Origin of the sequence: Bifidobacterium santillanense (assembly GCF_018555385.1) — a bacterium.
Taxonomy (GTDB): domain Bacteria; phylum Actinomycetota; class Actinomycetes; order Actinomycetales; family Bifidobacteriaceae; genus Bifidobacterium; species Bifidobacterium santillanense.
In genome coordinates this window covers 119,856-141,602 of the sequence record NZ_JAFEJS010000007.1, presented here as the reverse complement: position 1 = coordinate 141,602, position 21,747 = coordinate 119,856, and the positions used below count along the sequence as shown (strand labels likewise).

General features: G+C 66.5%; 21 protein-coding genes and 2 tRNA genes. 8 read left to right on the top strand and 15 right to left on the bottom strand.

Translation table 11 applies throughout. From position 1 onward, the window contains the following. Window positions 1–42: 42 nt before the first annotated feature. A complete protein-coding gene (locus JS528_RS07770; RefSeq protein WP_214358508.1) occupies window positions 43–2,157 on the top strand; it encodes a tetratricopeptide repeat protein in 2,115 nt (704 codons plus the stop codon). A gap of 42 nt (window positions 2,158–2,199) precedes the next feature. On the opposite strand, the gene JS528_RS07765 is transcribed toward JS528_RS07770, so the two are convergent. The 10 genes from JS528_RS07765 to coaD form a co-directional block, all read right to left on the bottom strand. Then, the gene (locus JS528_RS07765; RefSeq protein ID WP_214358507.1) at window positions 2,200–3,369 is read right to left on the bottom strand and encodes a type III secretion system chaperone family protein; all 1,170 of its coding nucleotides are present in this window, start codon (window positions 3,367–3,369) and stop codon (window positions 2,200–2,202) included. Between the two features lie 108 nt (window positions 3,370–3,477). Then, window positions 3,478–3,900 carry a type II toxin-antitoxin system VapC family toxin gene (locus JS528_RS07760; RefSeq protein ID WP_214358506.1) on the bottom strand — a complete coding sequence of 141 codons (423 nt, stop codon included), beginning with the start codon at window positions 3,898–3,900 and terminating at the stop codon, window positions 3,478–3,480. Further along, window positions 3,897–4,214: a FitA-like ribbon-helix-helix domain-containing protein gene (locus JS528_RS07755; RefSeq protein WP_214358505.1), complete on the bottom strand. Its 318-nt coding sequence runs from the start codon at window positions 4,212–4,214 to the stop codon at window positions 3,897–3,899. Before JS528_RS07755 ends, JS528_RS07760 begins: the two co-directional genes overlap by 4 nt. A 218-nt stretch (window positions 4,215–4,432) precedes the next feature. After that, window positions 4,433–4,987 (bottom strand): acetolactate synthase small subunit, encoded by a 555-nt coding sequence (ilvN, locus tag JS528_RS07750; protein ID WP_214358504.1) that lies wholly within the window; start codon window positions 4,985–4,987, stop codon window positions 4,433–4,435. A 51-nt stretch (window positions 4,988–5,038) separates the two neighbouring features. Beyond that, window positions 5,039–6,967, bottom strand: coding sequence for an acetolactate synthase large subunit (locus JS528_RS07745; RefSeq protein ID WP_214358503.1), 1,929 nt, complete (start codon window positions 6,965–6,967; stop codon window positions 5,039–5,041). Window positions 6,968–7,173: 206 nt separating this feature from the next. After that, on the bottom strand, window positions 7,174–7,968 hold the full coding sequence (rnc, locus tag JS528_RS07740) for a ribonuclease III (RefSeq protein WP_214358502.1): 795 nt from the start codon (window positions 7,966–7,968) through the stop codon (window positions 7,174–7,176). A gap of 176 nt (window positions 7,969–8,144) precedes the next feature. Next, window positions 8,145–8,339, bottom strand: coding sequence for a 50S ribosomal protein L32 (rpmF, locus tag JS528_RS07735; RefSeq protein WP_214358501.1), 195 nt, complete (start codon window positions 8,337–8,339; stop codon window positions 8,145–8,147). Between the two features lie 104 nt (window positions 8,340–8,443). Beyond that, entirely contained in the window at window positions 8,444–9,055 is a 612-nt protein-coding gene (locus JS528_RS07730) for a YceD family protein (RefSeq protein ID WP_214358500.1), read from the bottom strand. A 111-nt stretch (window positions 9,056–9,166) separates the two neighbouring features. Beyond that, window positions 9,167–10,084, bottom strand: a complete 918-nt coding sequence (locus JS528_RS07725) for an ATP synthase subunit B family protein (RefSeq protein ID WP_420838207.1) — start codon at window positions 10,082–10,084, stop codon at window positions 9,167–9,169. Next, the gene (coaD, locus tag JS528_RS07720; RefSeq protein WP_214358499.1) at window positions 10,081–10,587 is read right to left on the bottom strand and encodes a pantetheine-phosphate adenylyltransferase; all 507 of its coding nucleotides are present in this window, start codon (window positions 10,585–10,587) and stop codon (window positions 10,081–10,083) included. Before coaD ends, JS528_RS07725 begins: the two co-directional genes overlap by 4 nt. 104 nt (window positions 10,588–10,691) lie before the next feature. Here coaD and JS528_RS07715 point away from each other — a divergent pair, with 104 nt between their 5' ends. Next, window positions 10,692–11,003, top strand: a complete 312-nt coding sequence (locus JS528_RS07715) for a DUF3039 domain-containing protein (protein WP_420838206.1) — start codon at window positions 10,692–10,694, stop codon at window positions 11,001–11,003. A 200-nt stretch (window positions 11,004–11,203) separates the two neighbouring features. Here JS528_RS07715 and JS528_RS07710 read toward each other — a convergent pair whose 3' ends face one another. Then, complete coding sequence (locus JS528_RS07710) at window positions 11,204–11,695, bottom strand: MerR family transcriptional regulator (protein ID WP_214358498.1); 492 nt, start codon at window positions 11,693–11,695, stop codon at window positions 11,204–11,206. A gap of 258 nt (window positions 11,696–11,953) precedes the next feature. Between JS528_RS07710 and JS528_RS07705 the strand changes: the two genes are divergently transcribed. Beyond that, window positions 11,954–12,964 (top strand): aldo/keto reductase, encoded by a 1,011-nt coding sequence (locus tag JS528_RS07705; protein ID WP_214358497.1) that lies wholly within the window; start codon window positions 11,954–11,956, stop codon window positions 12,962–12,964. A gap of 13 nt (window positions 12,965–12,977) precedes the next feature. Here JS528_RS07705 and JS528_RS07700 read toward each other — a convergent pair whose 3' ends face one another. Then, window positions 12,978–14,297 (bottom strand): nicotinate phosphoribosyltransferase, encoded by a 1,320-nt coding sequence (locus JS528_RS07700; protein WP_214358496.1) that lies wholly within the window; start codon window positions 14,295–14,297, stop codon window positions 12,978–12,980. A 225-nt stretch (window positions 14,298–14,522) separates the two neighbouring features. Between JS528_RS07700 and JS528_RS07695 the strand changes: the two genes are divergently transcribed. From JS528_RS07695 to JS528_RS07685, 3 genes are read left to right on the top strand one after another with little or no spacing between them, the layout of a single operon-like run. Further along, window positions 14,523–15,149 carry a Pr6Pr family membrane protein gene (locus JS528_RS07695; RefSeq protein ID WP_214358495.1) on the top strand — a complete coding sequence of 209 codons (627 nt, stop codon included), beginning with the start codon at window positions 14,523–14,525 and terminating at the stop codon, window positions 15,147–15,149. A gap of 49 nt (window positions 15,150–15,198) precedes the next feature. Beyond that, on the top strand, window positions 15,199–15,963 hold the full coding sequence (gene rph, locus JS528_RS07690; RefSeq protein ID WP_214358494.1) for a ribonuclease PH: 765 nt from the start codon (window positions 15,199–15,201) through the stop codon (window positions 15,961–15,963). A 36-nt stretch (window positions 15,964–15,999) separates the two neighbouring features. After that, window positions 16,000–16,722, top strand: coding sequence for a non-canonical purine NTP pyrophosphatase (locus JS528_RS07685; protein WP_214358493.1), 723 nt, complete (start codon window positions 16,000–16,002; stop codon window positions 16,720–16,722). 16 nt (window positions 16,723–16,738) lie between these two features. Here JS528_RS07685 and JS528_RS07680 read toward each other — a convergent pair whose 3' ends face one another. The 3 genes from JS528_RS07680 to JS528_RS07670 form a co-directional block, all read right to left on the bottom strand. After that, window positions 16,739–17,740: an AEC family transporter gene (locus JS528_RS07680; RefSeq protein ID WP_214358492.1), complete on the bottom strand. Its 1,002-nt coding sequence runs from the start codon at window positions 17,738–17,740 to the stop codon at window positions 16,739–16,741. A 176-nt stretch (window positions 17,741–17,916) separates the two neighbouring features. After that, window positions 17,917–17,997: transfer RNA gene (locus JS528_RS07675), tRNA-Leu, on the bottom strand. Window positions 17,998–18,332: 335 nt separating this feature from the next. After that, window positions 18,333–18,408, bottom strand: a tRNA-Thr gene (locus tag JS528_RS07670). A 338-nt stretch (window positions 18,409–18,746) separates the two neighbouring features. Here JS528_RS07670 and pgi point away from each other — a divergent pair. Beyond that, entirely contained in the window at window positions 18,747–20,447 is a 1,701-nt protein-coding gene (pgi, locus tag JS528_RS07665; protein WP_214358491.1) for a glucose-6-phosphate isomerase, read from the top strand. 321 nt (window positions 20,448–20,768) lie between these two features. Next, window positions 20,769–21,602, top strand: coding sequence for a FadR/GntR family transcriptional regulator (locus JS528_RS07660; RefSeq protein WP_240541399.1), 834 nt, complete (start codon window positions 20,769–20,771; stop codon window positions 21,600–21,602). The last annotated feature ends 145 nt before the right edge of the window (window positions 21,603–21,747 follow it).

Here is a 21,747-nt window from a genome sequence, read left to right as displayed (position 1 = left end):
TGGTGTTTTGGTAGGGTGTGTGGTGTTGGAGGGAGGCTCGTGATGGCGCGTGTGCTGGTGTTCGTGGTGGCGGACGGGGAGCTGGACGCGGACCGTCGCGGGGTGCGCGACCTGCTGGAGGGCCTGTCCGACCTGTACCTGGACCGGGGCGTGGACCTCCGGGTCGTGGACTGGGACCCGTACGAGCCCGACCCCGGGACACGGGAGGACAACCAACGGCTGATGGAGGGGTCCGACCTGTGCGTGTTCCTGTTCCTGACCCGGGCCGACCCGCGGGTCGCCGACGAGCTCGAACGGCTGATCCGCCTGACCCGCGGTCGGGGCGGGGACGGGCGGCCGGGCCGCCCGTACGTGGCGACCTGGTTCCGCGACCCTCCCGACGGCGTCGTGGACCCGGGTCTGGAGGGGCTGCGCGCGCGCCTGTCGGACGTGTGGGGGCATTTCTGGAACCGGTATCCCCACGTGGACTCCCTCAAGCTCGGCATGCTCCTGCTGCTGGTCCGCTGCCTCGACGCCGGCTCGGGCGTCGAGATCCGCGGCGACGGCGAACGGACCGCCGTCTACCTCGACGGGCGGCGACTGGACATCGACCTGAACCACGTGGCCTCCTACCGGGGGTACCGCAGGATCCGCGAGCTCGACGAGCGCTACCACGACTGCGACCTGGAGTACCGGGCGCTGCGCGGGGAGTACCAGCGAAACGAGGACGACGACGAACTGAGGGACCGGTACGCGCAGGTCGCGTCCGAGCACGCGTCCCTCCTGAAGGAGCTCGAACGGGCGTACGGGGACTACCTGCGCCTGCTGGACGGCATCGCCGAGGCCAACGACGGCGGGCGCCCGGTCTCGCCGCGGTTGGCGGACGCCTACCACGCGCTCCAGGACGGCGACGTCCCCCACGCGCTCGAGATCCTCGACCTCGAGGCCATCACCGCGGAGGCCGAACACGACGCATCCGCCTACCGGGTCGAGCAGGCGGCCGCCGAACTGCACGCGCGCCTCGCGGAACGACACCGGGACGACCTGCGCGACCGCGTCGCCGAGCTCCTCGCCAGAGACGACGCCCTACGATCCAAACCCGACACCCCAAGCAACCGCGAACAACGCCTACGCACACTGGAGGCCGCCGCCCGCCTCGAACACGACCTCAGACTCGGACTCGACGCCCAGAACCGACTCTCCGTATACCACTACGACCAGCACGACTACGAGAGCATGGAACGCGTCCTCACCCCGGCCCTCCGACTCGCCCGCGAACTGGAACAGGAGAACCACGACCAATGGGGCCCCGATCTCGCCACAACTCTGGTCAATCTTGGCAACCTGCATCGGGACATTGGTCGGTTCGAGGATGCGGAGGCCGAATTCAAGGAGTCGCTCCGCCTGTGCCGCGAGCTCGCCCGATGCAACCCCGGCAAGTGGAACCCCGACCTCGCCGAGGTTCTAAACGACCTCGCCGCCCTGCACTACGAGACCGGCCGGTACGAGGAGGCTGAAGCGGAGTACGAGGAATCGCTCCGTCTGTTCCGTGAACTCGACCGACGCGACCCTGACGCGTGCCCTCCCGCCTTCGCCATGACTTTGGGTAACCTCGCCGTCCTGCACCGTGATATTGGTCGGTTCGGGGAGGCAGAGGCTGGTTTCGAAGAGTCGCTCCGTCTGTTCCGTGAAATCGCCCGGCGTAATCCCGACGCGTGGAACTCTTATCTTGCTAGGGTTTTGGTCAACTTCGCCTGCATGCACCGTGATATTGGTCGGTTCGGGGAGGCAGAGGCTGGTTTCGAAGAGTCGCTCCGTCTGTTCCGTGAAATCGCCCGGCGTAATCCCGACGCATGGAATTCCTACCTCGCCGCGACTCTGGGGTGCCTCGCCTGCATGCACTACGATATTGGTCGATACGCGGAGGCGGAGAACGAATACAAGGAGTCGCTCCGCCTGCGCCGCGAGCTCGCCCGACGCGACCCCGACAAGTGGAACCCCGACCTAGCCCAGGTTCTGAACAACCTCGCCACCCTACATCAGATCACCGGCCGGTTCGAGGAAGCGAAGCGGGAATGGACGGAGGCGCTGCGTCTGGCCGAGCTTTGCCCCCATCCCGACAAGGATCTGATCAGGAAAATCACCGAGCATCTGCGTCAGCTTGATGGCGAACGGTGATGTGGTGGGCCGCCGGAACCATGACCGGCGGCCCGTCGTGTGTCAGTAGCGGTAGCCGTTTGCTCGGGCCGCCTCGGGGGAGGTGCTGTTCCTGATGTTCTCGCGTGCCAGGGCGCGTTCCACGGCCTCGCGGTTCGCCTGCTCCTTGTTGTGTTCAATGCTGTAGATACCGGACAGCGCATCGTGGGCCTCGACGATCTTGTAGTCGGCGAACGGCTGGGACGGGTGGTGTCGGGTGCGGATCATGTTGCGCACGTTCAGGAACTCGATGAACTCGCGTTTCGCGGCCGCGATGTGCTGCATCCGAAAGTGGAGGTCGCCGGCGGCGAACCTCGTGTCGGCGACGTGGTATTCGGGGACGCGGTCCTCCAGCTCGAGGAAGACGCGCAGGGCCTCCCGATAATAGATCAGCGCGCGGCGGTCGTGATGCTCCTCCTGCGCCCTGACTCCGCACCGGTAGAGCGCATCCCCCAGCCGTATGCGTCTGCGGTCGGCGGCGTTCGTGCGGGGCGTGGGGTTCGTCGGGGGTTGCCCGTCGTCTTCCGGCGCATCGTCGTACCCGATCATGTCTCTGGTCACGTCGTTGTCGGGGCCGAAGATCGCGTTGAGCAGTCTCTGCTGGGCCTGCAGTTCGCGATCGCTGAGGCCGCCTGAATCCCCGTCGTCGTCATCTTCGTCACCGTCGCCATCGTCCTCGTCGCCGTCCTCGCCATCGTCCTCGTCGCCGTCCTCCTCGTACCGTCGGTGCTCGACCAGCAGATCGATGTACCGGTCGCCGACCCGCGACCACATGATGACGGCGTTGTCCAGCATGAACTCCAGCGTCTCCATCGAGGGCAGGTCGTCGCCCACGTACGGCGCCCCGATGCGGAACATGATGGTGCCGTCGTCCTCGTCGATGAGGAAGGCCCCCATCCGCAGCTCGGCGTTCTCGTGATTCACCATCGCGATGAGATCGGCGATGCAGGACCTGCTGGGCGATTCCGGGAGAATCGGCAGAATCGTCGTGAACGTGATGCCGCCGACATCGGGGTCGACGGTGACGACCAGCGAGAGTGTGTCGATCGTCCCGGGCATCGACGCGTACGTTTCGGACGGCTGCATGTGGCAGATGAAGCCGCCGGTCTCCGGGTTGACGCCGTAGTGCAGGTTCTTCGAGTCGAGGAACCGGGTCACGAGGTCCTGAAGCTGCTCGTCATGACGGAAGGTCATGGTCTTCCTTTCGGTGCGGGGCGGCTTCCCATGCCGCCCGATGCCTCGTATAGGCGCATCGGGCGGGCTCCTCGGCGGAAAACCATCGGAGAGCCGGCGTGACGGCCGTCAGTCCGCGTACTCCCACGGATTGACGAGTTCGACTCCGGTGCCTTCGAAATCCTTCGCGTTGCGCGTCGCCACGGTCGCGCCGTGCGCCCGTGCGATCGCCGCGATCATCGCGTCCTGTTCGCTGATGGGGTGTCCTGCCTCGCGGCGGGCGAATTTGATGTGCGCATAGTGCATTGCCGATGCGTTGTCAAAGGGCAGAATCCTATCGGAGAAAGGTTCGAGCTCCCGAACGATGAGACGTGCCAATGTCTGCTTTCGTTTACCGTCGGGCAACATGCCCAGACCATAGAAGAGTTCGCCTACGGTGATCGCGGTGACGGCGAAATCCTTGTCGGTGAATCCGGCGGACCATGACATCATTTGTTCGTTCGGTCGGGGCTTGATCAGCTCGCTGAGGATGTTGGTGTCCAGAATGATCATGCCGCATCGAACTCCACCGTCGGTCGGCCGTCATCGATGCCGCGCTCAGGCAGCATGAATTCGCTCTCGTCGAATCCCTCTATTCCCTCCTCCTCCATGAACCGGCGAACCTCGCTGAAGAAGTTCGCATGCTTGAGTTCGCATTGTATGATCCATTCGGCCGTGAACTCTTCGAGGATCGAGCGCACCTCCGACTCCATGGACCGGTTGTTGGCCTTGGCGGCCCGCTTCAGAGTGCTCACGCACTCGTCGGAGAGCCTTCTGACGGTCAGTGTGTTGGTTCTTCCCCGTCTGGACTGTGTCGTTGTGGGCATGGGATACTCCTTGTCCGCGCGCATGTCGCGTGCTGATATGCTGTCATTGTGCTGTCACCACATGATGTGATGATAGCACATCTGCATGCATAATGCAGGCAGATGTGAAGCACATCAAAATACGAAAGAGGGGCGGTGTGTGCCCGTCATGACTCACATGACGGGCACACACCGCCCCTTCACGGATACGGCGGACCATGCGGATCGCGCAGCGCGCGTCAGCGGCCGGTGATCTCCGAGCCGAGGACCTTCTCGCTCAGGGCCTTCGGGCCGCGGGTGACGGCGACGGCGCCGGAGCGGACCAGCTCGATCACACCGTAGTGCTCCAGCAGGCCCAGCAGCGCGTCGATCTTGCCTTCGGCGCCGGTGGCCTCGATCGTGAGGGACTCCGGGTTCACGTCGACGACGCGTACGCGGAACAGGCGCACGATCTCGAGCACGTCCGAACGGGTCGACTGGTCGGCGGCCACCTTGATGAGCACGAGCTCGCGCTCGACGGTGGTGTTCGGGTCCAGCTCGACGATCTTGAGCACGTGCAGCAGCTTGTTGAGCTGCTTGATGATCTGCTCGAGCGGCACCGCCTCGACGTCGGCCGTGACGGTCACGCGGGAGATGTCCGGCCTCTCGGTGGGGGAGACGGACAGCGAGTTGATGTTGAACGCGCGGCGGGCGAACAGGCCGGCGATGCGCGCCAGCACGCCGGGGCGGTTCTCCACGAGCACGGACAGCGTGTGGCGGTGGGAACCGGGCTGGGAAGCGGGATAGTTAGCCATGAGAAGTTCTCCTTAGTACCAGTACCTTGCGTACCTTGTCGTGCGCGTCGATCAGAAGCCCGCGTCGCTCGGCTGGCCCACGCCCGAGGCGGGGGCGTCCGCATGGGCCATCAGCGGCTGCGTGCCCGGACGGTACGTCACCTCGTCGTTCGATGCGCCGGCGGCGACCATCGGCCACACCATCGCGTCCTTCCAGACGCGGAAGTCGATGAGCACCGGGCGGTCGTTGATGGAGTTCGCCTTGTCGATGGCGGCGAGCGCCTCCTCCTCGGTGAACGCGCGCAGACCCACGCAGCCGTACGCCTCGGCGAGCTTGACGAAGTCCGGCACGTCGAAGAACTCCGGAGTGCCCTCCTCGGCCTCGCTGTGCGCCTCGCCGTCGAGCAGGTTCGTGGCGGAGTAGTGGTGGTCGAAGAACAGCGTCTGCCACTGGCGGACCATGCCGTACACGGAGTTGTTGAGGATCGCGATCTTGACCGGCGCGTGGTCGAGGAACGCGGTCGCCAGCTCCTCGGAGCACATCTGGAACGAGCCGTCGCCGTCGATGAGCCACACCGGCTTCTTGCCGGCGAAGTCGCGCGCGGAGCCGACCGCGGCGCCGATGGCGGCGGGCAGGCCGAAGCCCATCGTGCCGAGGCCACCGGAGGAGATCCACGAGTGGGGCTGGTGGAAGTCGATGAGCTGCGCGGCCCACATCTGGTGCTGGCCCACGCCGGTGACCCAGATCGTCGACGGATCGGCCTTGGCGGACAGCTGCTTGACCACCCACTGCGGCTGCAGCGAACCGTCGGTCGGCTGGTCCACCGGCTCGTCGTAGTCGATGGTGTAGTCGGTGCGCAGCTTGTCGAGCGCCTCCCACCACGGGCGCAGGTCGCGCTTGCCGCCGATGGCCTGCGAGCGCTTGATCTCCGGGATGAGGTCGGTGAGCACGGTCGCCACGTCGCCGACGATCGGCACGTCCGGCGCGCGGTTCTTGCCGATCTCGGCCGGGTCGATGTCGATGTGGATGACGCGGGCGAGCGGTGCGAACGCGTCGAGCTTGCCGGTCACGCGGTCGTCGAAGCGGGCGCCGATCGCGACGAGCAGGTCGCAGCGCTGGGCGGCTGCGGTGGCCGCGACCGTGCCGTGCATGCCGAGCATGCCGAGGTTCTTCGGGTTGTCGTTGGGCACGATGCCGCGTGCCGGCAGGGTGGTGACGATCGGCGCGCCGGTCACCTCGGCGAGCTCGGCGACCTCCTTGGAGGCGTTGGAGCGCACGGCGCCGCCGCCGACGTACAGCAGCGGTCGGTACGACTGCGCGAACAGCTTCGCGGCGTCCGAGATCACACGGCCGTGCGCCTTGGTGGTCGGGTTGTAGCCGGGCAGGATCAGGCGCTGCGGCCACGAGTAATACATCTCGCCGACCTGCGCGGTCTTCGTCAGATCGACGACGACCGGGCCGGGACGGCCGGAGCGCGCGATGTAGTGCGCCTCGGCGAGCACGCGCGGGATGTCCTGCGCGCGCGTGACCAGATACGAATGCTTGACGACCGGGTAGGTCGCGCCGACGATGTCCGCCTCCTGGAAGGCGTCGGTGCCGATCGCGTTGACGCCGACCTGGCCGGTGATGACGACCAGCGGCACGGAATCCATGTTCGCGTCGGCGATCGGCGTGATCATGTTCGTGGCGCCCGGGCCGGACGTGACGATGCACACGCCGACGCGGCCCGTGGCCACCGCGTAGCCCTCGGCGGCGTGACCGGCGGCCTGCTCGTGGCGCACGAGCGTGAAGCGGAACTTCGTGTCCTCGTTGATCGCGTGGTAGACCGGCAGGATCGCGCCGCCGGGCAGACCGAAGACGTCCTGGACGCCCAGATCCTCCAGCGTGCGGACCAGCGCCTGGGCGCCGGTCATCTTCTCGCCGTCGACGATGGTCTGCTTGTCGCTCGCGGCGGTCTTGGGCACGCCGCTGAATGCCTGCAAAGGCGTGGGTAAAGCCATAATCCTCTCACACTTCACTTGGGCTGTTCTCGCCGATTCCCGTGCCGGGAGGCTCATGTCCCGCGCCGGGACGGGAATCGGCCTCGTATCAGGGAAAAGTACGGCTTGTGACCGGCTTTTCCGCGTGTGTTTCCAGTCTATTCACCATGCAGACGTTTGCACGGCGCGGCCCAATGGGCGGAACGGAGGGGAGGCCGGGCGCCGCGCTACTCGTCGAGCCTGTGCCAGGCGGCCTCGGCGGCGGCCAGCTGCGCCTTGCGCTTGCTGGTGCCGTGTCCGACGCCGATGATCGTCTCGTCGTCGCCGAGAGTGACGCGCGCGGTGAACTCCTGCGCGTACTCCGGTCCTGAGACGGCCATGTGGTAGACCGGCTCCTCCTTGCCGAGCTTGTGCGCCTTGACCGTCAGCGAGGTCTTCCAGTCGAGCGCCGGGCCCTCGGTCGCGACCTCGGCGAGCGTGTCGTCGATGAGGCGGTGGACGGTGTTGCGCGCACCGTCGATGCCATGCTCGACGAACGTCGCGCCGATCAGCGACTCGACGATGTCGCACAGGATCGAGCTCTTCTCGGCGCCGCCCTGCGCGCGCTCGCCGCGGCCGAGCAGGATGTACGGCTCGACGTGCAGCTTCGTGCGGGCGATCGCGCTCAGCGCCTCCTCGGAGACGGCCTTGGCGCGCATCTTGGCCAGCTGGCCCTCGGTCATGTCCGGGTGGATGCGGTACAGGGTCTCGGTGGCGACGAGCTCGAGCACGGCGTCGCCGAGGAACTCGAGACGCTCGTAGTGCTTGACGCCGGGGTGCTCGTGCGCGAAGGAGCGGTGGGTGAGCGCCTGGACGAGCAGCTCCGGGCTGATCGTGGTGTCGAGGACCTTCAGGAGCGCCTCGACGGCCTCGTTGGACGGGCCCGACGTGCGCACGATGTGGGCGGTTTCGGCCGCGGTCTCGGCGTGGTTCGTGTCGGCGGTGGTGTGCTGCTGGTGGTTCGTCTTGTTCGTGTTCGTCATGATGGTGATGATGTGGTTGTCTCGTTGGGTCGGTCGTGGCAGTGGCCTCGGAGCGAATTCGCGACTGGCGATGTCGCGCCGGTGCCGCCGCCTGCGATGGCGGATAGTTACGCGAAAGCCCCGCCACCCGTCGATGGCAGGGCTTTCTTCAGTTCATGCCGTGATCAGCTCGCGACTCACTTGGCGTGAGGGTGGCGGATGGCTTCACGGTAGATGCGGCCGCGGAAGGAGCCGCAGCTCGGGCAGGCCACGTGCGGGAGGGCCGGAGCGCCGCAGTTCGGGCAGCTCACGGTGGCCGTAGCGGTCGCCTTCCAATTCGCGCGACGCGAGTGCGTGTTGGCGCGCGAGGTCTTGTACTTAGGCAGTGCCATTTTCAGTATCCTCTATTTCGTTCGAACATTGAGCTTAAGCGTTCAGTACTCTAGCGCAATGCGCGGACGATGTCACGCCCGGCGATTTTCGCCGCGGTTCGCGCCTACTTCCGCTCCTGCTCCTCGGCCTCGAGCTGCGCCTTGAGGGCCGCGAGCCCGGAGAAGCGGTTGTCGACGACGTCGTGGTGATGGTCCGGGTGCTCGTTGAGGTCCACGCCGCACTGCGAGCACAGGCCCCGGCAGTCCTCGCGGCACAGCGGCTGCAGCGGCAGGTTCTCGACCAGCGTGTCGCGCAGCAGCGCCTCGATGTCGGCGAACGCGCCGTTCTCGAGCAGCGGGTAGGTGTCCTCCGACTCCTCCTCGCCGGCGATGATCTCGACCTCGCCCTTCGTCTTGCCGCCATCCTTGGCCTTGGCGTCGGACTCGTACGGGAAGAACGCGGTGACGTCGATGCCCCAGTCGCGCTTCAGGGGCCTGAGGCAGCGGGTGCATTCGGCGTGCACCGGCGCGGTGATGCGGGCGACGAGGATCAGGCCGTCGACGATCGAGTCGAAGGAGCCGGACACGTGCACCGGCGCGCCCTCCTCGACGCCGATGACCTCGTCGCCGATGCCGCTGGGCGCGGGGAAGTCGGCGTCGACCTCCTTGGACTGGCCGGCGCGGGACGCGACCTGCGCCACCGAGATCGCCCACGGGGAGAATTCCGGACGAGCCATGGTATGTAAGCCTTTCTACTCTGCTGATGCTCTGGATGCTCTGGATGCTCTGTGAATGCTTGTGATGTCCTGACGTTCCGCCGATGCGCGCGGCGCGGGCGATGCCGCGGCCTACTGCGCCTCGGGGTAGTCGTGGATGTCGAGGTGCGGCAGATCCTGCGCGGCGGCCTTGCGGCGCTCGTAGAGCACGTTGAGGCCCGCGTCGACGTCGTTGCCCATCTTGTTGAGCTGGGCGCGCAGCGTCTCCATGACCTTCGTCGAGTACTCGTCCGCGCCCTGCGTGAGGTGGTCGGCCTTCGCCTGCGCCGTGTTGAGGATCGTACGCGCCTTCTGACGGGCCAGCTCCGTGACGTTCTCCTGGCCGGCGAGGAACTGCGCCTGCTCGTTGGCCTCCTTGACGATGTCGGCGGCGCGGCTCTGCGCGGAGGCGACGATCGCGTTCGCCTGCGTCTGCGCGCCCTCGAGCCGGCGTTCGGCCTCGCGCATCAGGGCCGACGCGCGCTCGAGCTGCACCGGGAGCATCTTCTTGAGCTCGTTGAGGTCGTCGCCGAACTCGTCGCGGTCGATCCTGACCATGCCGGGGGCGAAGATGCTGCCCTTCGCCTCGTTGAGCGCGCCCTCGAGACGATCGATGATGTCGTAGACGGTCGTGAACTCCTCGCGGCTCTGGTCGACGTCGTCCTCGTCCGCGCCGTCGCGCAGGTCGGGCAGCGGGAACGGGGTCTTGAGCACGCGCGAGTCGTCGCCCGCCTTGGACTCGTCCGGCGCGGCGACGGTCGGCTCCGGGGTCGTCGCCGGCATCGTGGCGGACGGGTCGGGGGCCGCGGCGGCGGCCGGCGCGGCGTGCGTGCCGTCGATCGTGTCGTCGTCGGGCACATCCGCGCCCGCCATGTCGAAGTTCACGGCCGGCGCGGCGTATCCGCCGTCCGCGGCCGCGGGGGCCGCAGCGCCCGCATCCTGCTGCGAGGTCAGATCGACGTAGCCCTCCGGGCGCTCGCCCGGATTCCGATAATCCGTGATATCGCTCATCGCGACTTCCTTTCCGCGCTCTCCTCGGCCAGCGCCTCGGTCAGCATCGGCACCACGCAGTCGGGCACCATACCGGTCACGTCGCCGCCGTGGCGGGCCACATCCTTGACGATCGAGCTGGAGACGTGCTCGAGCACCGGATCGGCCGGCAGGAACAGGGTCTCCACGCCGCCGAGCTTGCGGTTGACAAGCGCCATGCCGAGCTCCGCCTCGTAGTCGCCGTTCTGTCGCAGGCCCTTGACGATGACCGATGCGCCCACCTTGTTGCAGTAGTCGGTGATCAGGCCGTCGGTGGAGGAGACCACGACGTTCGTGCATCCGTCCTTGGCCAGGGCGCGGCGGATCACGTCGACGCGCGTCTCCGTGGGAAACATCGGCGTCTTGGCGGCGTTCACCGCCACCACCACATGCACTTCGTCGAAGAAGCGCGCGCTGCGTTCGATAACGTCAAGATGTCCGGCGGTCACAGGGTCGTAGGAGCCGGGGCACACTGCTTTGGTCATAGCCAATAGACTACCGCGCCGGGCGGGACGGTGTTTTCGTTACGGGCGAGGCGACTCGGCGTCACTATGATGGTGGGCAGAACATGCCCTACAAGGAGGTCGCCATGATGATCAACGATTCGCCGTATGAGTTCCTCGACGCCGACACCTCGTCGCCGCTGTCCGACCCGGATGCGGGCACCGGCACCGCGGTGCTCGAGCGCCCCGAGACCAAGGAGGAGACCCGACGCTCCGACGACGGCGACGCCGACCGCTTCGCCCACTACGTCTCGCGCGACCGCATCGCCGAGTCGCAGATGACCGGACGTCCGGTCGTCGCCCTGTGCGGCAAGGTCTGGGTCCCCAAGCACGACCCGTCCAAGTACCCGGTCTGCCCCGACTGCAAGCGCATCTACGACGAGATGCGCGGATGGTGAGGTCGCGTCAGGTTGTCGTGTGCGATGCCGGACACGCTCCGGGCCGCTCGGCCGAGTCTTACGGTCCGGCATCGCACACGACAACCTGACGCTTAAGCGGCTGAAAGGTTGAAAGCCGCACCCTCTATGGAAAGGTGCCGGTGATTTGGTGCCGACCCTCACCGGCCACGTGCGTTACGTGAGTGGACCGCCATGAGTCTTCAGCAGTCGATGGGGTAGGTCTGGGTTTTGTAGTTCTTCCAGTCGGGGAGGGGGTTGCCCTCGTCGAGAGCGCGCTTGATGTCGCCGTAGTAGTGGAGCTTGCGCTGGACGTGCATCGCGGCCTCGTTGAGGGCGCGGCGCTGCTCGTCGAGCGCCTCGCTGCGAGCGCGCAGCAGGTCGAGCATCTCGTCGATGTGCGCGGGCTCGTTCTGCTCGTACACGAAGAACTGCTTGAGGTCGCCGATCGTCATGCCGGCGTTCTTGAAGCAGCAGATCGCCTTGAGCCGGTCGATGTGGCAGCGCCGGTACTCGCGCTGGCCGCTCGCGTTGCGGTCCACGTTCGTCAGCAGCCCCTGGTCCTCGTAGTACCTCAGCGTCGAGGGCTCCATGTGGAACCGCCGCGCCACCTCGCGGATCGTGTACGTTTCGTCAGCGGTGTCGCCCTCGTGCGTCTCGTCCGCGGTGTCGCCCTCGTATGTCTCGTCCGTCATGTCGATGTCCTTCCTGTCCCGCGTCATCCGCGCGTCCGTCCCCGAGGCGCCCGGCACCGCCGCGTGGACCGTTCGGTCGCCGCCTACACCATGTCCGGGGCGCGGTTCGCCGTCGGCCGGTCCGCGACACGCCGTGGCGCGTTTGCGTTCAAGTTTACTTGAGGTGTGATGATGGCAACGCAACCATGAACGGGGCCGCGGTGAATGGGCCCCGCGACGACAAGGACAGACACGACATCGATCCGAAGGAGAACCACGATGCTCGAACCCATCATCGGCTACACGCCCGCCGACGACCGCTACGACACGATGACCTACAACCGCGCCGGACGCTCCGGCCTCAAACTGCCCGCCGTCTCGCTCGGCTTCTGGCACAACTTCGGCGACCTGACGCCGTTCGACCACATGAAGAAGCTCGTCTTCACCGCGTTCGACCACGGCATCACCCACTTCGACCTCGCCAACAACTACGGCCCCGAGCCCGGCCAGGCCGAGAAGAACTGCGGACTGCTGATCAACAAGTACTTCAAGGCCCACCGCGACGAGCTCATCATCTCCACCAAGGCCGGCTACGAGATGTGGACCGGACCGTACGGCGACGGGGGCTCGCGCAAGTACCTGATCTCCTCGCTCGACCAGTCCCTCGAGCGCCTCGGCCTCGACTACGTCGACATCTTCTACCACCACCGCCCGGACCCGGAGACCCCGCTCGAGGAGACGATGGGCGCCCTCGCCCAGATCGTCGCCTCCGGCAAGGCGCTGTACGTCGGCCTGTCCAACTACGACGGCCCGACGATGGAGAAGGCCGCCGCGATCCTCGACGAGCTGCACGTGCCGTTCGTCATCAACCAGAACAAGTACAACATCCTCGACCGCAGGATCGAGAAGAACGGCCTCAAGGACACCGCCAAGCGCCTCGGCAAGGGACTGATCACCTTCTGCCCGCTCGCGCAGGGACTCCTGACCAACCGCTACCTCAACGGCATCCCGGCCGACAGCCGCATCGCTCTCGACCCGCGCTTCCTCAACGACTCCGCGCTCACCCCGGAGCGCCTCCAGCAGATCCGCGAGCTCAACGACATCGCGATCGCCCGCGGCCAGACCCTCGCCGAGATGAGCCTCGCCTGGCTGCTGCACGACGGCGTCGTCACCTCCGTGCTCGCCGGCGCCTCCAAGCCCCAGCAGATCATCGACAACATCGGCGCCCTGAAGAACACCACGTTCAGCGCCGAGGAACTCGCCAAGATCGACGAAATCTCCCAGCGCTGAACGCGTAAGGGAATCACAGCACGGTGACCTCGGTGGGGATGACCGGGTCTCCGCGCATGAGGCTCTGGGCCGCGATCGGCAGTTCGGCGAGCGCCTTCGCGCGGTAGTCGTGGGCGCGCTGGATCGCGTCGTGGCCCTGCCACTGCGGATCGATCTCGCCGTGGTCCACGAAGTCGACCATAAGGTCCTTCCAGCCCTCCTCGGGACGGAACGCGGCGAGCTTGTCCTCCGAGCCGGAGATCACGTGCTCGACGTCCGCGAGGTTGTACTCGTACGAGCGGTAGGCGACCTTGCGGCCCGGCACCGTGGCCTTGTCCTTCGACTTCTTCATGACCGGGGTCATCACGCCGTCCGCGCCCTCGCGCTCGGTGAGCTTGTACACCATCGCGCAGGTCGGGGCGCCCGAGCCGGTCACGAGCATCGTGCCGACGCCGTACGAGTCGACCGGCGCGGTCTGCAGTGCGGCCAGCGCGTACTCGTCGAGGTCGTTCGTCACGGTGATGCGCGTGTTCGTCGCGCCGAGGGCGTCGAGCTGGTTGCGCACGCGCTGGGCCATCAGCGCGAGGTCGCCCGAGTCGATGCGCACGCCGCCGAGCTCCGGTCCGGCGACCTCGACCGCGGTCCTGACGGCCTCCTCGATGTTGTACGTGTCGACCAGCAGCGTGGTGTTCTTGCCCAGCGCGGCGATCTGCGATTCGAACGCCTGGCGTTCGCTGTCGTGGACGAGTGTGAAGCAGTGGGCGGCCGTGCCGATCGCCTTGAGTCCGTACATCTGCGCGGCGAGCAGGTTCGCGGTGCCCTGGAATCCGCCCACGACCGCGGCGCGTGCGGCGGCGACGGCCGACCACTCGTTCGTGCGGCGTCCGCCCATGTCCATGCACGGGCGGTCCTTCGCGGCCGAGACCATGCGGGAGGCGGCCGAGGCGACCGCCGAATCGTAGTTGAGGATGGACAGCACCAGCGTCTCGAGCAGCGTGCACTCGCCGAACGTGCCCTCGATCTCGAGGATCGGGGAGTTCGGGAAGAACATCTCGCCCTCGCGGTAGCCCTTGATCGTGCCGGAGAAGCGGAAGTTCTCGAGCCACTTGATGGTCTCAGGGCTCACGACCTTGCGGTCGGACAGGAACTTCAGGTCCTCGTCGTCGAGGTGGAAGCGCTCGAGCGCGTCGAGGATGCGGCCGGTGCCGGCGACCACGCCGTAGCGTCGGCCGAGCGGCAGGTGGCGGGTGAACACCTCGAAGACGCACTTGCGGTTCGCGGTGCCGTCCTTGAGGCACGCGTCGAGCATCGTGTATTCGTACATATCGGTCATCAACGCCGGTGAATAGTCCATTGTCGCTCCCTTCTGATCGGGTTCTCCCGTGATTTTCGGCTGGTACCAGCCTACTCCGGTTCCCGATTTTCGGACCATGGAAATCGGGAACCGGAAGCCTGTGCATATGAACATCGCGAAGCCCGGAACGACGCCGATTCCCGATTTCGTCGATGTGCGGTTCCGTTCGATTCCGGTTCCCGATTTTCCGGGCGCGAAAACCGGGAACTGCGTACACTGGGAGCCATGAGATTCATCGCGGGATTGTGGCGGCTGGCGATCGCCGCCATGTGCTTCGTCGGCACCTACGAGGCGTGGCACAAGCCTGAATACTGGACCTACTTCACGTTCCAGGCCGGATTCGCGCTCGGCTTCGTGATGCTGTGGGCCGGTGCGGCCACGATCCTCAAGGGCATCGAGCCGCCCGCCTGGCTCAAGGGGTGCGTGACGCTCTACGCGATCGTCACCGCCGTGGTCGCGTTCCTCATGATGCCGCCCGACGACCCCGCGTACGTGCCGGCCGTCCTCGGGCTCATGACCAACACGTGGCTGCACCGCGTCGCCCCGATCATGGCGGCGGTCGACTTCGTCGTCTTCGACCAGCACCGCCGGTTCAGGTGGCAGTACATCTTCACGTGGCTCATCTACTTCCCGGTCTATCTCGCGTTCGTGCTCGTGCGCGCGCGGATCCTGCCGACGGGTGGCCCGGCCGCCGGCGGCAACCCCTACCCGTACGAGTTCATCGACCTGAAGGCCCTCGGCTGGACGCAGTTCGGCATCAACTGCGGCAAGCTGGCGATCGGCTTCCTCGTCCTGTCCCTGATCGTGTTCATCATCGACCGGATCCTGCCGGCCAAGGCGCTCGCCGGCTGAGGGGCCGGGAGCTGACCATTTCCGGTCCAAGTGGCGTAAGCTGGGCCGTATGGTTGAAATCACAGATATGTTGGGCGATCGTTCGATCACGCGTCAGGACGGACGCAAGGTCGACGAGCTGCGCCCGGTCCGCATCACCCGCCACTTCACCGACGCCCCCGAGGGGTCCGTGCTCATCGAATGCGGCAACACGCGCGTGATGTGCACCGCGACGTTCACGCCGACCGTGCCGCGCTGGCGCAAGGACTCCGGCCTCGGCTGGGTCACCGCCGAATACGCGATGCTGCCGCGCGCCACCAAGGAGCGCACCGACCGCGAGTCCGTCAAGGGCAAGATCGGCGGCCGCACGCACGAGATCAGCCGTCTGATCGGCCGCTGCCTGCGCGGCGTCATCGACATGAAGGCCCTCGGCGAGAACCAGATCCAGCTCGACTGCGACGTGCTCCAGGCCGACGGCGGCACCCGCACCGCGTCCGTGACCGGCGCGTTCGTCGCGCTCGTCGACGCGGTCAACTGGGCCGAGCGCAACCACCACATCAAGTCCGCCGACAAGGTCATCAAGGACTACGTGTCCGCCGTGTCCGTCGGCGTGATCAGCGGCACGCCGATGCTCGACCTGCCGTACGTCGAGGACAGCCAGGCGATGACCGACATGAACGTCGCGATGACCGGCTCCGGCACGTTCATCGAGATCCAGGGCACCGCCGAGCACCGCCCGTTCAACCGAGCCGAGCTCAACACGCTGCTCGACCTCGCCGAGAAGGGCAACAGGGAGCTGCAGGCCGCCCAGCGCGCCGCGCTCGCCCTCGACTGACCTCGACCGAATACACGCACACACAAGGAGACTTCCATGAAACTCGTGGTCGCCACGCACAACGAAGGCAAGCTCGTCGAGATCCGCCGCATCCTCGAGGAGGACCTCGGCGCCGACGCCGCGCAGGTGGAGCTCGTCTCCGCCGGCTCGCTGCACCTGCCCGACCCGGTCGAGACCGGCGTCACCTTCCAGGAGAACGCGCTGCTGAAGGCGCGTGACGTCGCCCGCCGTACCGGACTGCCGGCCATCGCCGACGACTCCGGCCTGATCGTCGACGTGATGGGCGCCGCCCCCGGCATCCTGTCGGCCCGCTGGGCCGGCGCGCACGGCCACGACAAGGCCAACAACGCGCTGCTGCTCGCCCAGATCGAGGACATCCCGGACGAGCGCCGCACCGCGCGCTTCCGCTGCGCCGCCGCGCTCGTCGTGCCCGGCGACGAGATCGACTCGACCGCCGGCGCCGCGCTGGCCGCGGGCGAGGGCTCGGCCGTCGCCGCGCACCACGTGATCGTCTCCGAGACGGTCGAGACGGGGGAGATGCCCGGCCGCATCATCCGCAGGGAGCGCGGCGAGCACGGCTTCGGCTACGACCCGATCTTCGTGCCGGACGACCAGCCCGGACGCACCAGCGACGACCCCGACCATGAGGGCGAGCCGCTGACGAGCGCCGAGATGACCCCGGCCGAGAAGAACGCGATCTCGCACAGGGGCAAGGCGCTGAAGGCCCTGGTCCCGGCGATCGAGGCGCTGCTGGGCTGAAATCCGGGCGCCGGAATCAGGCCGGGATGAGGATGTTGGCGGCGGTCATCAGCACGATCGCGATGATCGCCGTGATCGACAGCGTGAACCCGGCCAGCTTGGCGTTGCCGAGCACGCGGTCGGTGAACAGCGTCGAGAAGACGGCGGACGGCGCGAGCGAGAGCATGACCGCCGCCTTCCTGACGCCCGCGTCGAACGGCAGCACGAACCAGCAGAACGCCGCGAACGCCAAGCCGAGCGGAAGCCTCCAGCCGAGCACCTCGAGCACGTCCGTCACGTCCTTGCGGGTCTGGGGCAGGTCCATCAGCATGCCGACCATGAACACCGAGCAGAACGAGTTCGCGTCGGCCACCGGCTGCAGGAGCGTGGGGATGAACGAGGGGATCGGGATGGAGAAGACCATCACGGCGATCATCAGCAGGTAGACGTCGAACGGCACCGACGTGAGGAACCCCTTGAGCACCTGCTTGGTCTTCGCCCGTCGGGCGAGGCGGCGGGCGTCGCGGTCGGTCGGGCGCGTGTACGGCATCGTCGGCGCGGAGCCGGCGTGCTGCTCGGCGAGCGTCCTGTTCATGTCGATGTGCAGCAGCGACGTCGTCATCACGTTCGATCCGGCCGTGACGACCACCGAGTTGCCGATGTCGAACATCGCGGCCGTCACGAGCGCGGACGGCCCCATGAACGCCTGGATCACCGGGAAGCAGAAGTTGCCGATGTTGAAGCCGGAGCAGTTGAGCATGAGGAATGCGCGGTCGGCCACCGGACGGTGGCGCGTGGCGGCGTAGACGAGCAGCAGCGGCAGCAGGCCGAACACGATCGCGACCAGCGAGATGAGCAGCATGCTCAGATGGTGCGGGTTCGTCGCGAACGACACGATGATCGACGCCGGCAGGGTGAAGTTGAAGACGACCACCTGCATGACGCGGTAGTCGCGCGGGCGGAACAGCCCGGCGCGCTTGACCAGGTATGCGGCGGCGATGATGAGCAGGAACGCGATCGGTTTGAGCAGCGCGGTCATGGATGTCCTCTTCCGCTTGTCTTCTTGATCTCTTCCGATCCGGTGGTCGGTTTCGGTGATCTGTGCGATTCTCCGTGCATTCCGTGCGGTCTTCCCGGGTGATCGTCGCCGCGATCCGCGGGGGAGGGCCGCGCTTCGGCGCGGCGTGTCCCCGGACTCTCCGATTCGGGGATCAGTGCGCGAGATGGGACTCGAACCCACACGTCGAAAGACACAGGAACCTAAATCCTGCGCGGCTACCATTACGCCACTCGCGCGTACTGGGACAATCTATCATAAGCCCTGCTGACACGTCGCCGGCGCACCGTCCGTCTTCCCTCCCCATAAACGAACCGTCCGTTCCTATAGGATCGGCCGTTCCGCGGGTGGGTTGGGGCGTGTAATACGTCCGTTCCTGCAGGATCGGACGTTTCTGGTGCCGTTTGGTGGTTCGTAACGTCCGTTTCTATAGGATCGGACGTATTGGGTGCCGTTTCGTGGATTGATGCGTCCGATCCTATAGAAACGGACGCTGCGCGGATGGCGGATGGCAGGCGACAGATGGCGGGTGACGGGTGAAACGAAAAACCCCGGACCGTATGGTCCGGGGTGGTGGAGCCACTTGTCAGAATCGAACTGACGACCTGCTCATTACGAGTGAGCCGCTCTACCGACTGAGCTAAAGTGGCTTTGCGCTTGGCACGCATACGCGAACCATGCACGAGAAGAAGAGTATAGGGTGGGGATGCGGAAAACGCAACATCGCCGTGTCGCTCGGCATGTCGCCGTACGCCGCAACGGTTTTCGCCGGCGCGTCCCGTCCGCCCATGCGCCGCGCCGGGCCGTGTCGGGGCCGGTCCGTTCACCGCGCCGTCGCCGATATGTTCCCCCTTATTCTTTTTGTGTTGTTGTGTCCGCTTTTGTGAGTATTCTGTTCCGTGATAAGGGACATCGCGCGACCCGACCGTCCGAGCCGGACGCGGCGGCGCGTGCGACGTTTCGATCGATGATGAAAGGAATGGAATCCATGGCCATCAATCCTCCCATTGACGCCACCCAGACCCCGGCGTGGGTCGCCCTGCAGAAGCACTACGACGAGCTGCAGGCCGAGGGCATCAGCCTCAAGAAGTGGTTCGCCGAGGACACCGATCGTGTCAAGGAGCTGAGCTTCGACGCCGGCGACCTGCACTTCGACCTGTCCAAGAACCTCATCAAGCCGGAGACCCTCCAGCTGTTCGTGCACCTGGCCCGCGAGGTCAAGCTCGACGAGCGCATCAAGGCCATGTACCACGGCGTGCACATCAACAACACCGAGGACCGCGCCGTGCTGCACACCGCGCTGCGCCGCCCGGTCGAGGACGAGGGCAAGTACATCGTCGACGGTCAGGACACCGTCAAGGACGTGCGTGAGGTCCTCGACAAGATCTACGCCTTCGCCGACGAGGTCCGCTCCGGCAAGTGGACCGGCATCACCGGCCGCAAGATCGAGACCGTCGTCAACATCGGCATCGGCGGCTCCGATCTGGGTCCCGTCATGGCCTACGAGGCCCTCAAGCCGTACGCGGACGCCGGCATCTCCGCCCGCTACATCTCCAACATCGATCCGAACGACTTGGCCGAGAAGACCAAGGGCCTGGATCCGGAGACCACGCTGTTCATCATCGTCTCCAAGACCTTCACCACGCTGGAGACCCTGACCAACGCCCGCGAGGCCCGCACCTGGCTGCTCGAGGAGCTCGCCGCCAACGGCGCCATCAACTCCGACGACGCCGCCCAGAAGGCCGAGGCCATCAAGAAGCACTTCGTCGCCGTGTCCACCAACCTGCAGAAGGTCGAGGAGTTCGGCATCGACCCGGCCAACGCGTTCGGCTTCTGGAACTGGGTCGGCGGCCGCTACTCCGTCGACTCCGCCGTCGGCACCTCCCTGGCCGTCGTCTTCGGCCCGGCCCGCTTCGAGGAGTTCCTGCACGGCTTCCACGAGATCGACGAGTACTTCGCGAACACCCCGTTCGAGAAGAACGTCGTCGTCCTGCTCGGCATGCTCAACGTCTGGTACCGCAACTTCTTCAAGGCCGCCTCCCACGCGGTCCTGCCGTACGACCAGTACCTGCACCGCTTCCCGGCCTACCTGCAGCAGCTGACCATGGAGTCCAACGGCAAGTCCGTGCGCTGGGACGGCACCCCGGTCACCACCGAGACCGGCGAGATCTTCTGGGGCGAGCCGGGCACCAACGGCCAGCACGCCTTCTACCAGCTGATCCACCAGGGCACCCAGCTCATCCCGGCCGACTTCATCGCGTTCGTCAACACCCCGAACCCGACCAAGGACGGCGACCAGGACGTGCACGAACTGTTCCTCGGCAACTACTTCGCGCAGACCAAGGCGCTCGCGTTCGGCAAGACCGCCGACGAGGTCCGCGCCGAGGGCACCCCGGAGGAGATCGTCCCGGCCCGTGTGTTCACCGGCAACCGCCCGACCACCTCCATCTTCGGCGTCGCGCTGACCCCGTTCGCGCTCGGCGAGCTCATCGCCCTGTACGAGCACATCACCTTCGTCGAGGGCACCGTGTGGGGCCTCGACTCCTACGATCAGTGGGGCGTCGAGCTCGGCAAGCAGCTGGCCAAGCAGATCACCCCGGCCATCTCCAAGGACGACGAGGCCCTGGCCGCCCAGGACGCCTCCACCAAGTCCCTGATCGAGTTCTACCGCGCGAACCGCGAGTTCTGATCGGATCCGGCCGGCGTCCGTCATCGGCCGGTGACCGGTAGACGACGGAACCGACGGCACGGAGCGAAGCGCCCGGCACCGCATGTGGTGCCGGGCGCTTCGTCGTTCCGCCCGCAGGGATATCCCGAGGTCCGGGGGTGCGCGACGACAAGTTGTCTGATATCCTATATCTATACATGCAGTCAGCCGGCATGCGGCCCAACGCGGGGTCGGGACCATCGTCGACGACGAGGTTGAGTCGCCCTCCCATCCCGTGCGCCGCACCGGCAAGCGAACCATCGATACGATTACGACGTTCCTTCCGGAAAGAAAAGAGGCAACATGTCCGTGACGGGGAACATGGGAGCGGCGGACGGCGCCCCGCATGACGCACGGAGCAGCGCCGTGCGCGCGCAGATCGCGTCGCTGTCCGGCCTGAGCGGGTTCGACGTGCCGTCCGTCGGCGTCGTCGCCGGACGTTCGGCGATGCGCAGCCGCTGCGACATCGCGATGGACGCGATCAAGTCCTACATCATCCGCGAGCATCTGACGATGGGCGATCCGCTGCCCAACGAGGCCATGCTGTGCAACGAGCTCGGCGTGTCCCGCTCGTCGGTGCGCGAGGCGGTGCGCAAGCTCGAGGCGCTGCACATCGTCAGCGTGGAGCACGGCAAGGGCATGTTCGTGGGCGACGTCTCCCTCGACCCCCTCGTCGATTCGCTCAGCTTCCGCGCGATGATCGACAACAACGAGAACCTCGTGGAGCTGCGCAACGTCATCCAGGTGCGCCGCGTGCTGGATCTCGGCGTCGCCCAGCAGGTGGTCGACGCGATGCGCGGCACCGAGCAGCCCGAGTTGGAGGAGCTGGCGCGCGAGATGAGCGTGTCCGCGTCGGAGCGCATGACCTTCCTCAACCAGGACATCGACTTCCACACCCGGCTGCTCGAATGCGTGCACAACAACGTGCTCAGCCAGCTCGCCCGCAGTCTGTGGCTGGTGCACATGGCCGTGCTGCCGCAGCTGAACCTCTCGGTCAGCCAGAGCCTCGACGTCACCGCCCACGCCCACGCCGACATGCTGCGCGCCGCGCTCGACGGCGACGTGGAGGCGTACCGCGCGGCGGTCGTGGAGCACTACAAGCCGATCGAGGCGATCCTCGACTCCCACCTGAACTGACGTTCCGGCGTTCCGGCCGGTGGGCGGCGGACCGGCGGTTCCGGCCGCCCCGCCGCCGGTCGGCCGTCCTCCGCACTCCGCCGCACACAACAGTTGTCTGATGTCCGATGAGATGATATCCTTGGGTGGTCACCCACCACAGTTT

Bases quoted from the DNA above. Each gene is read 5' to 3' on its own strand.
- JS528_RS07715 (WP_420838206.1), top strand. From the start codon at position 10,692: ATGATGATCAACGATTCGCCGTATGAGTTCCTCGACGCCGACACCTCG.
- ilvN (WP_214358504.1), bottom strand. From the start codon at position 4,987: ATGGCTAACTATCCCGCTTCCCAGCCCGGTTCCCACCGCCACACGCTG.
- rpmF (WP_214358501.1), bottom strand. From the start codon at position 8,339: ATGGCACTGCCTAAGTACAAGACCTCGCGCGCCAACACGCACTCGCGT.
- JS528_RS07695 (WP_214358495.1), top strand. From the start codon at position 14,523: ATGAGATTCATCGCGGGATTGTGGCGGCTGGCGATCGCCGCCATGTGC.
- rph (WP_214358494.1), top strand. From the start codon at position 15,199: ATGGTTGAAATCACAGATATGTTGGGCGATCGTTCGATCACGCGTCAG.
- pgi (WP_214358491.1), top strand. From the start codon at position 18,747: ATGGCCATCAATCCTCCCATTGACGCCACCCAGACCCCGGCGTGGGTC.
- rnc (WP_214358502.1), bottom strand. From the start codon at position 7,968: ATGACGAACACGAACAAGACGAACCACCAGCAGCACACCACCGCCGAC.
- JS528_RS07765 (WP_214358507.1), bottom strand. From the start codon at position 3,369: ATGACCTTCCGTCATGACGAGCAGCTTCAGGACCTCGTGACCCGGTTC.
- JS528_RS07730 (WP_214358500.1), bottom strand. From the start codon at position 9,055: ATGGCTCGTCCGGAATTCTCCCCGTGGGCGATCTCGGTGGCGCAGGTC.
- JS528_RS07680 (WP_214358492.1), bottom strand. From the start codon at position 17,740: ATGACCGCGCTGCTCAAACCGATCGCGTTCCTGCTCATCATCGCCGCC.
- JS528_RS07770 (WP_214358508.1), top strand. From the start codon at position 43: ATGGCGCGTGTGCTGGTGTTCGTGGTGGCGGACGGGGAGCTGGACGCG.
- JS528_RS07660 (WP_240541399.1), top strand. From the start codon at position 20,769: ATGTCCGTGACGGGGAACATGGGAGCGGCGGACGGCGCCCCGCATGAC.
- JS528_RS07745 (WP_214358503.1), bottom strand. From the start codon at position 6,967: ATGGCTTTACCCACGCCTTTGCAGGCATTCAGCGGCGTGCCCAAGACC.
- JS528_RS07725 (WP_420838207.1), bottom strand. From the start codon at position 10,084: ATGAGCGATATCACGGATTATCGGAATCCGGGCGAGCGCCCGGAGGGC.
- JS528_RS07760 (WP_214358506.1), bottom strand. From the start codon at position 3,900: ATGATCATTCTGGACACCAACATCCTCAGCGAGCTGATCAAGCCCCGA.
- coaD (WP_214358499.1), bottom strand. From the start codon at position 10,587: ATGACCAAAGCAGTGTGCCCCGGCTCCTACGACCCTGTGACCGCCGGA.
- JS528_RS07710 (WP_214358498.1), bottom strand. From the start codon at position 11,695: ATGACGGACGAGACATACGAGGGCGACACCGCGGACGAGACGCACGAG.
- JS528_RS07755 (WP_214358505.1), bottom strand. From the start codon at position 4,214: ATGCCCACAACGACACAGTCCAGACGGGGAAGAACCAACACACTGACC.
- JS528_RS07700 (WP_214358496.1), bottom strand. From the start codon at position 14,297: ATGGACTATTCACCGGCGTTGATGACCGATATGTACGAATACACGATG.
- JS528_RS07685 (WP_214358493.1), top strand. From the start codon at position 16,000: ATGAAACTCGTGGTCGCCACGCACAACGAAGGCAAGCTCGTCGAGATC.
- JS528_RS07705 (WP_214358497.1), top strand. From the start codon at position 11,954: ATGCTCGAACCCATCATCGGCTACACGCCCGCCGACGACCGCTACGAC.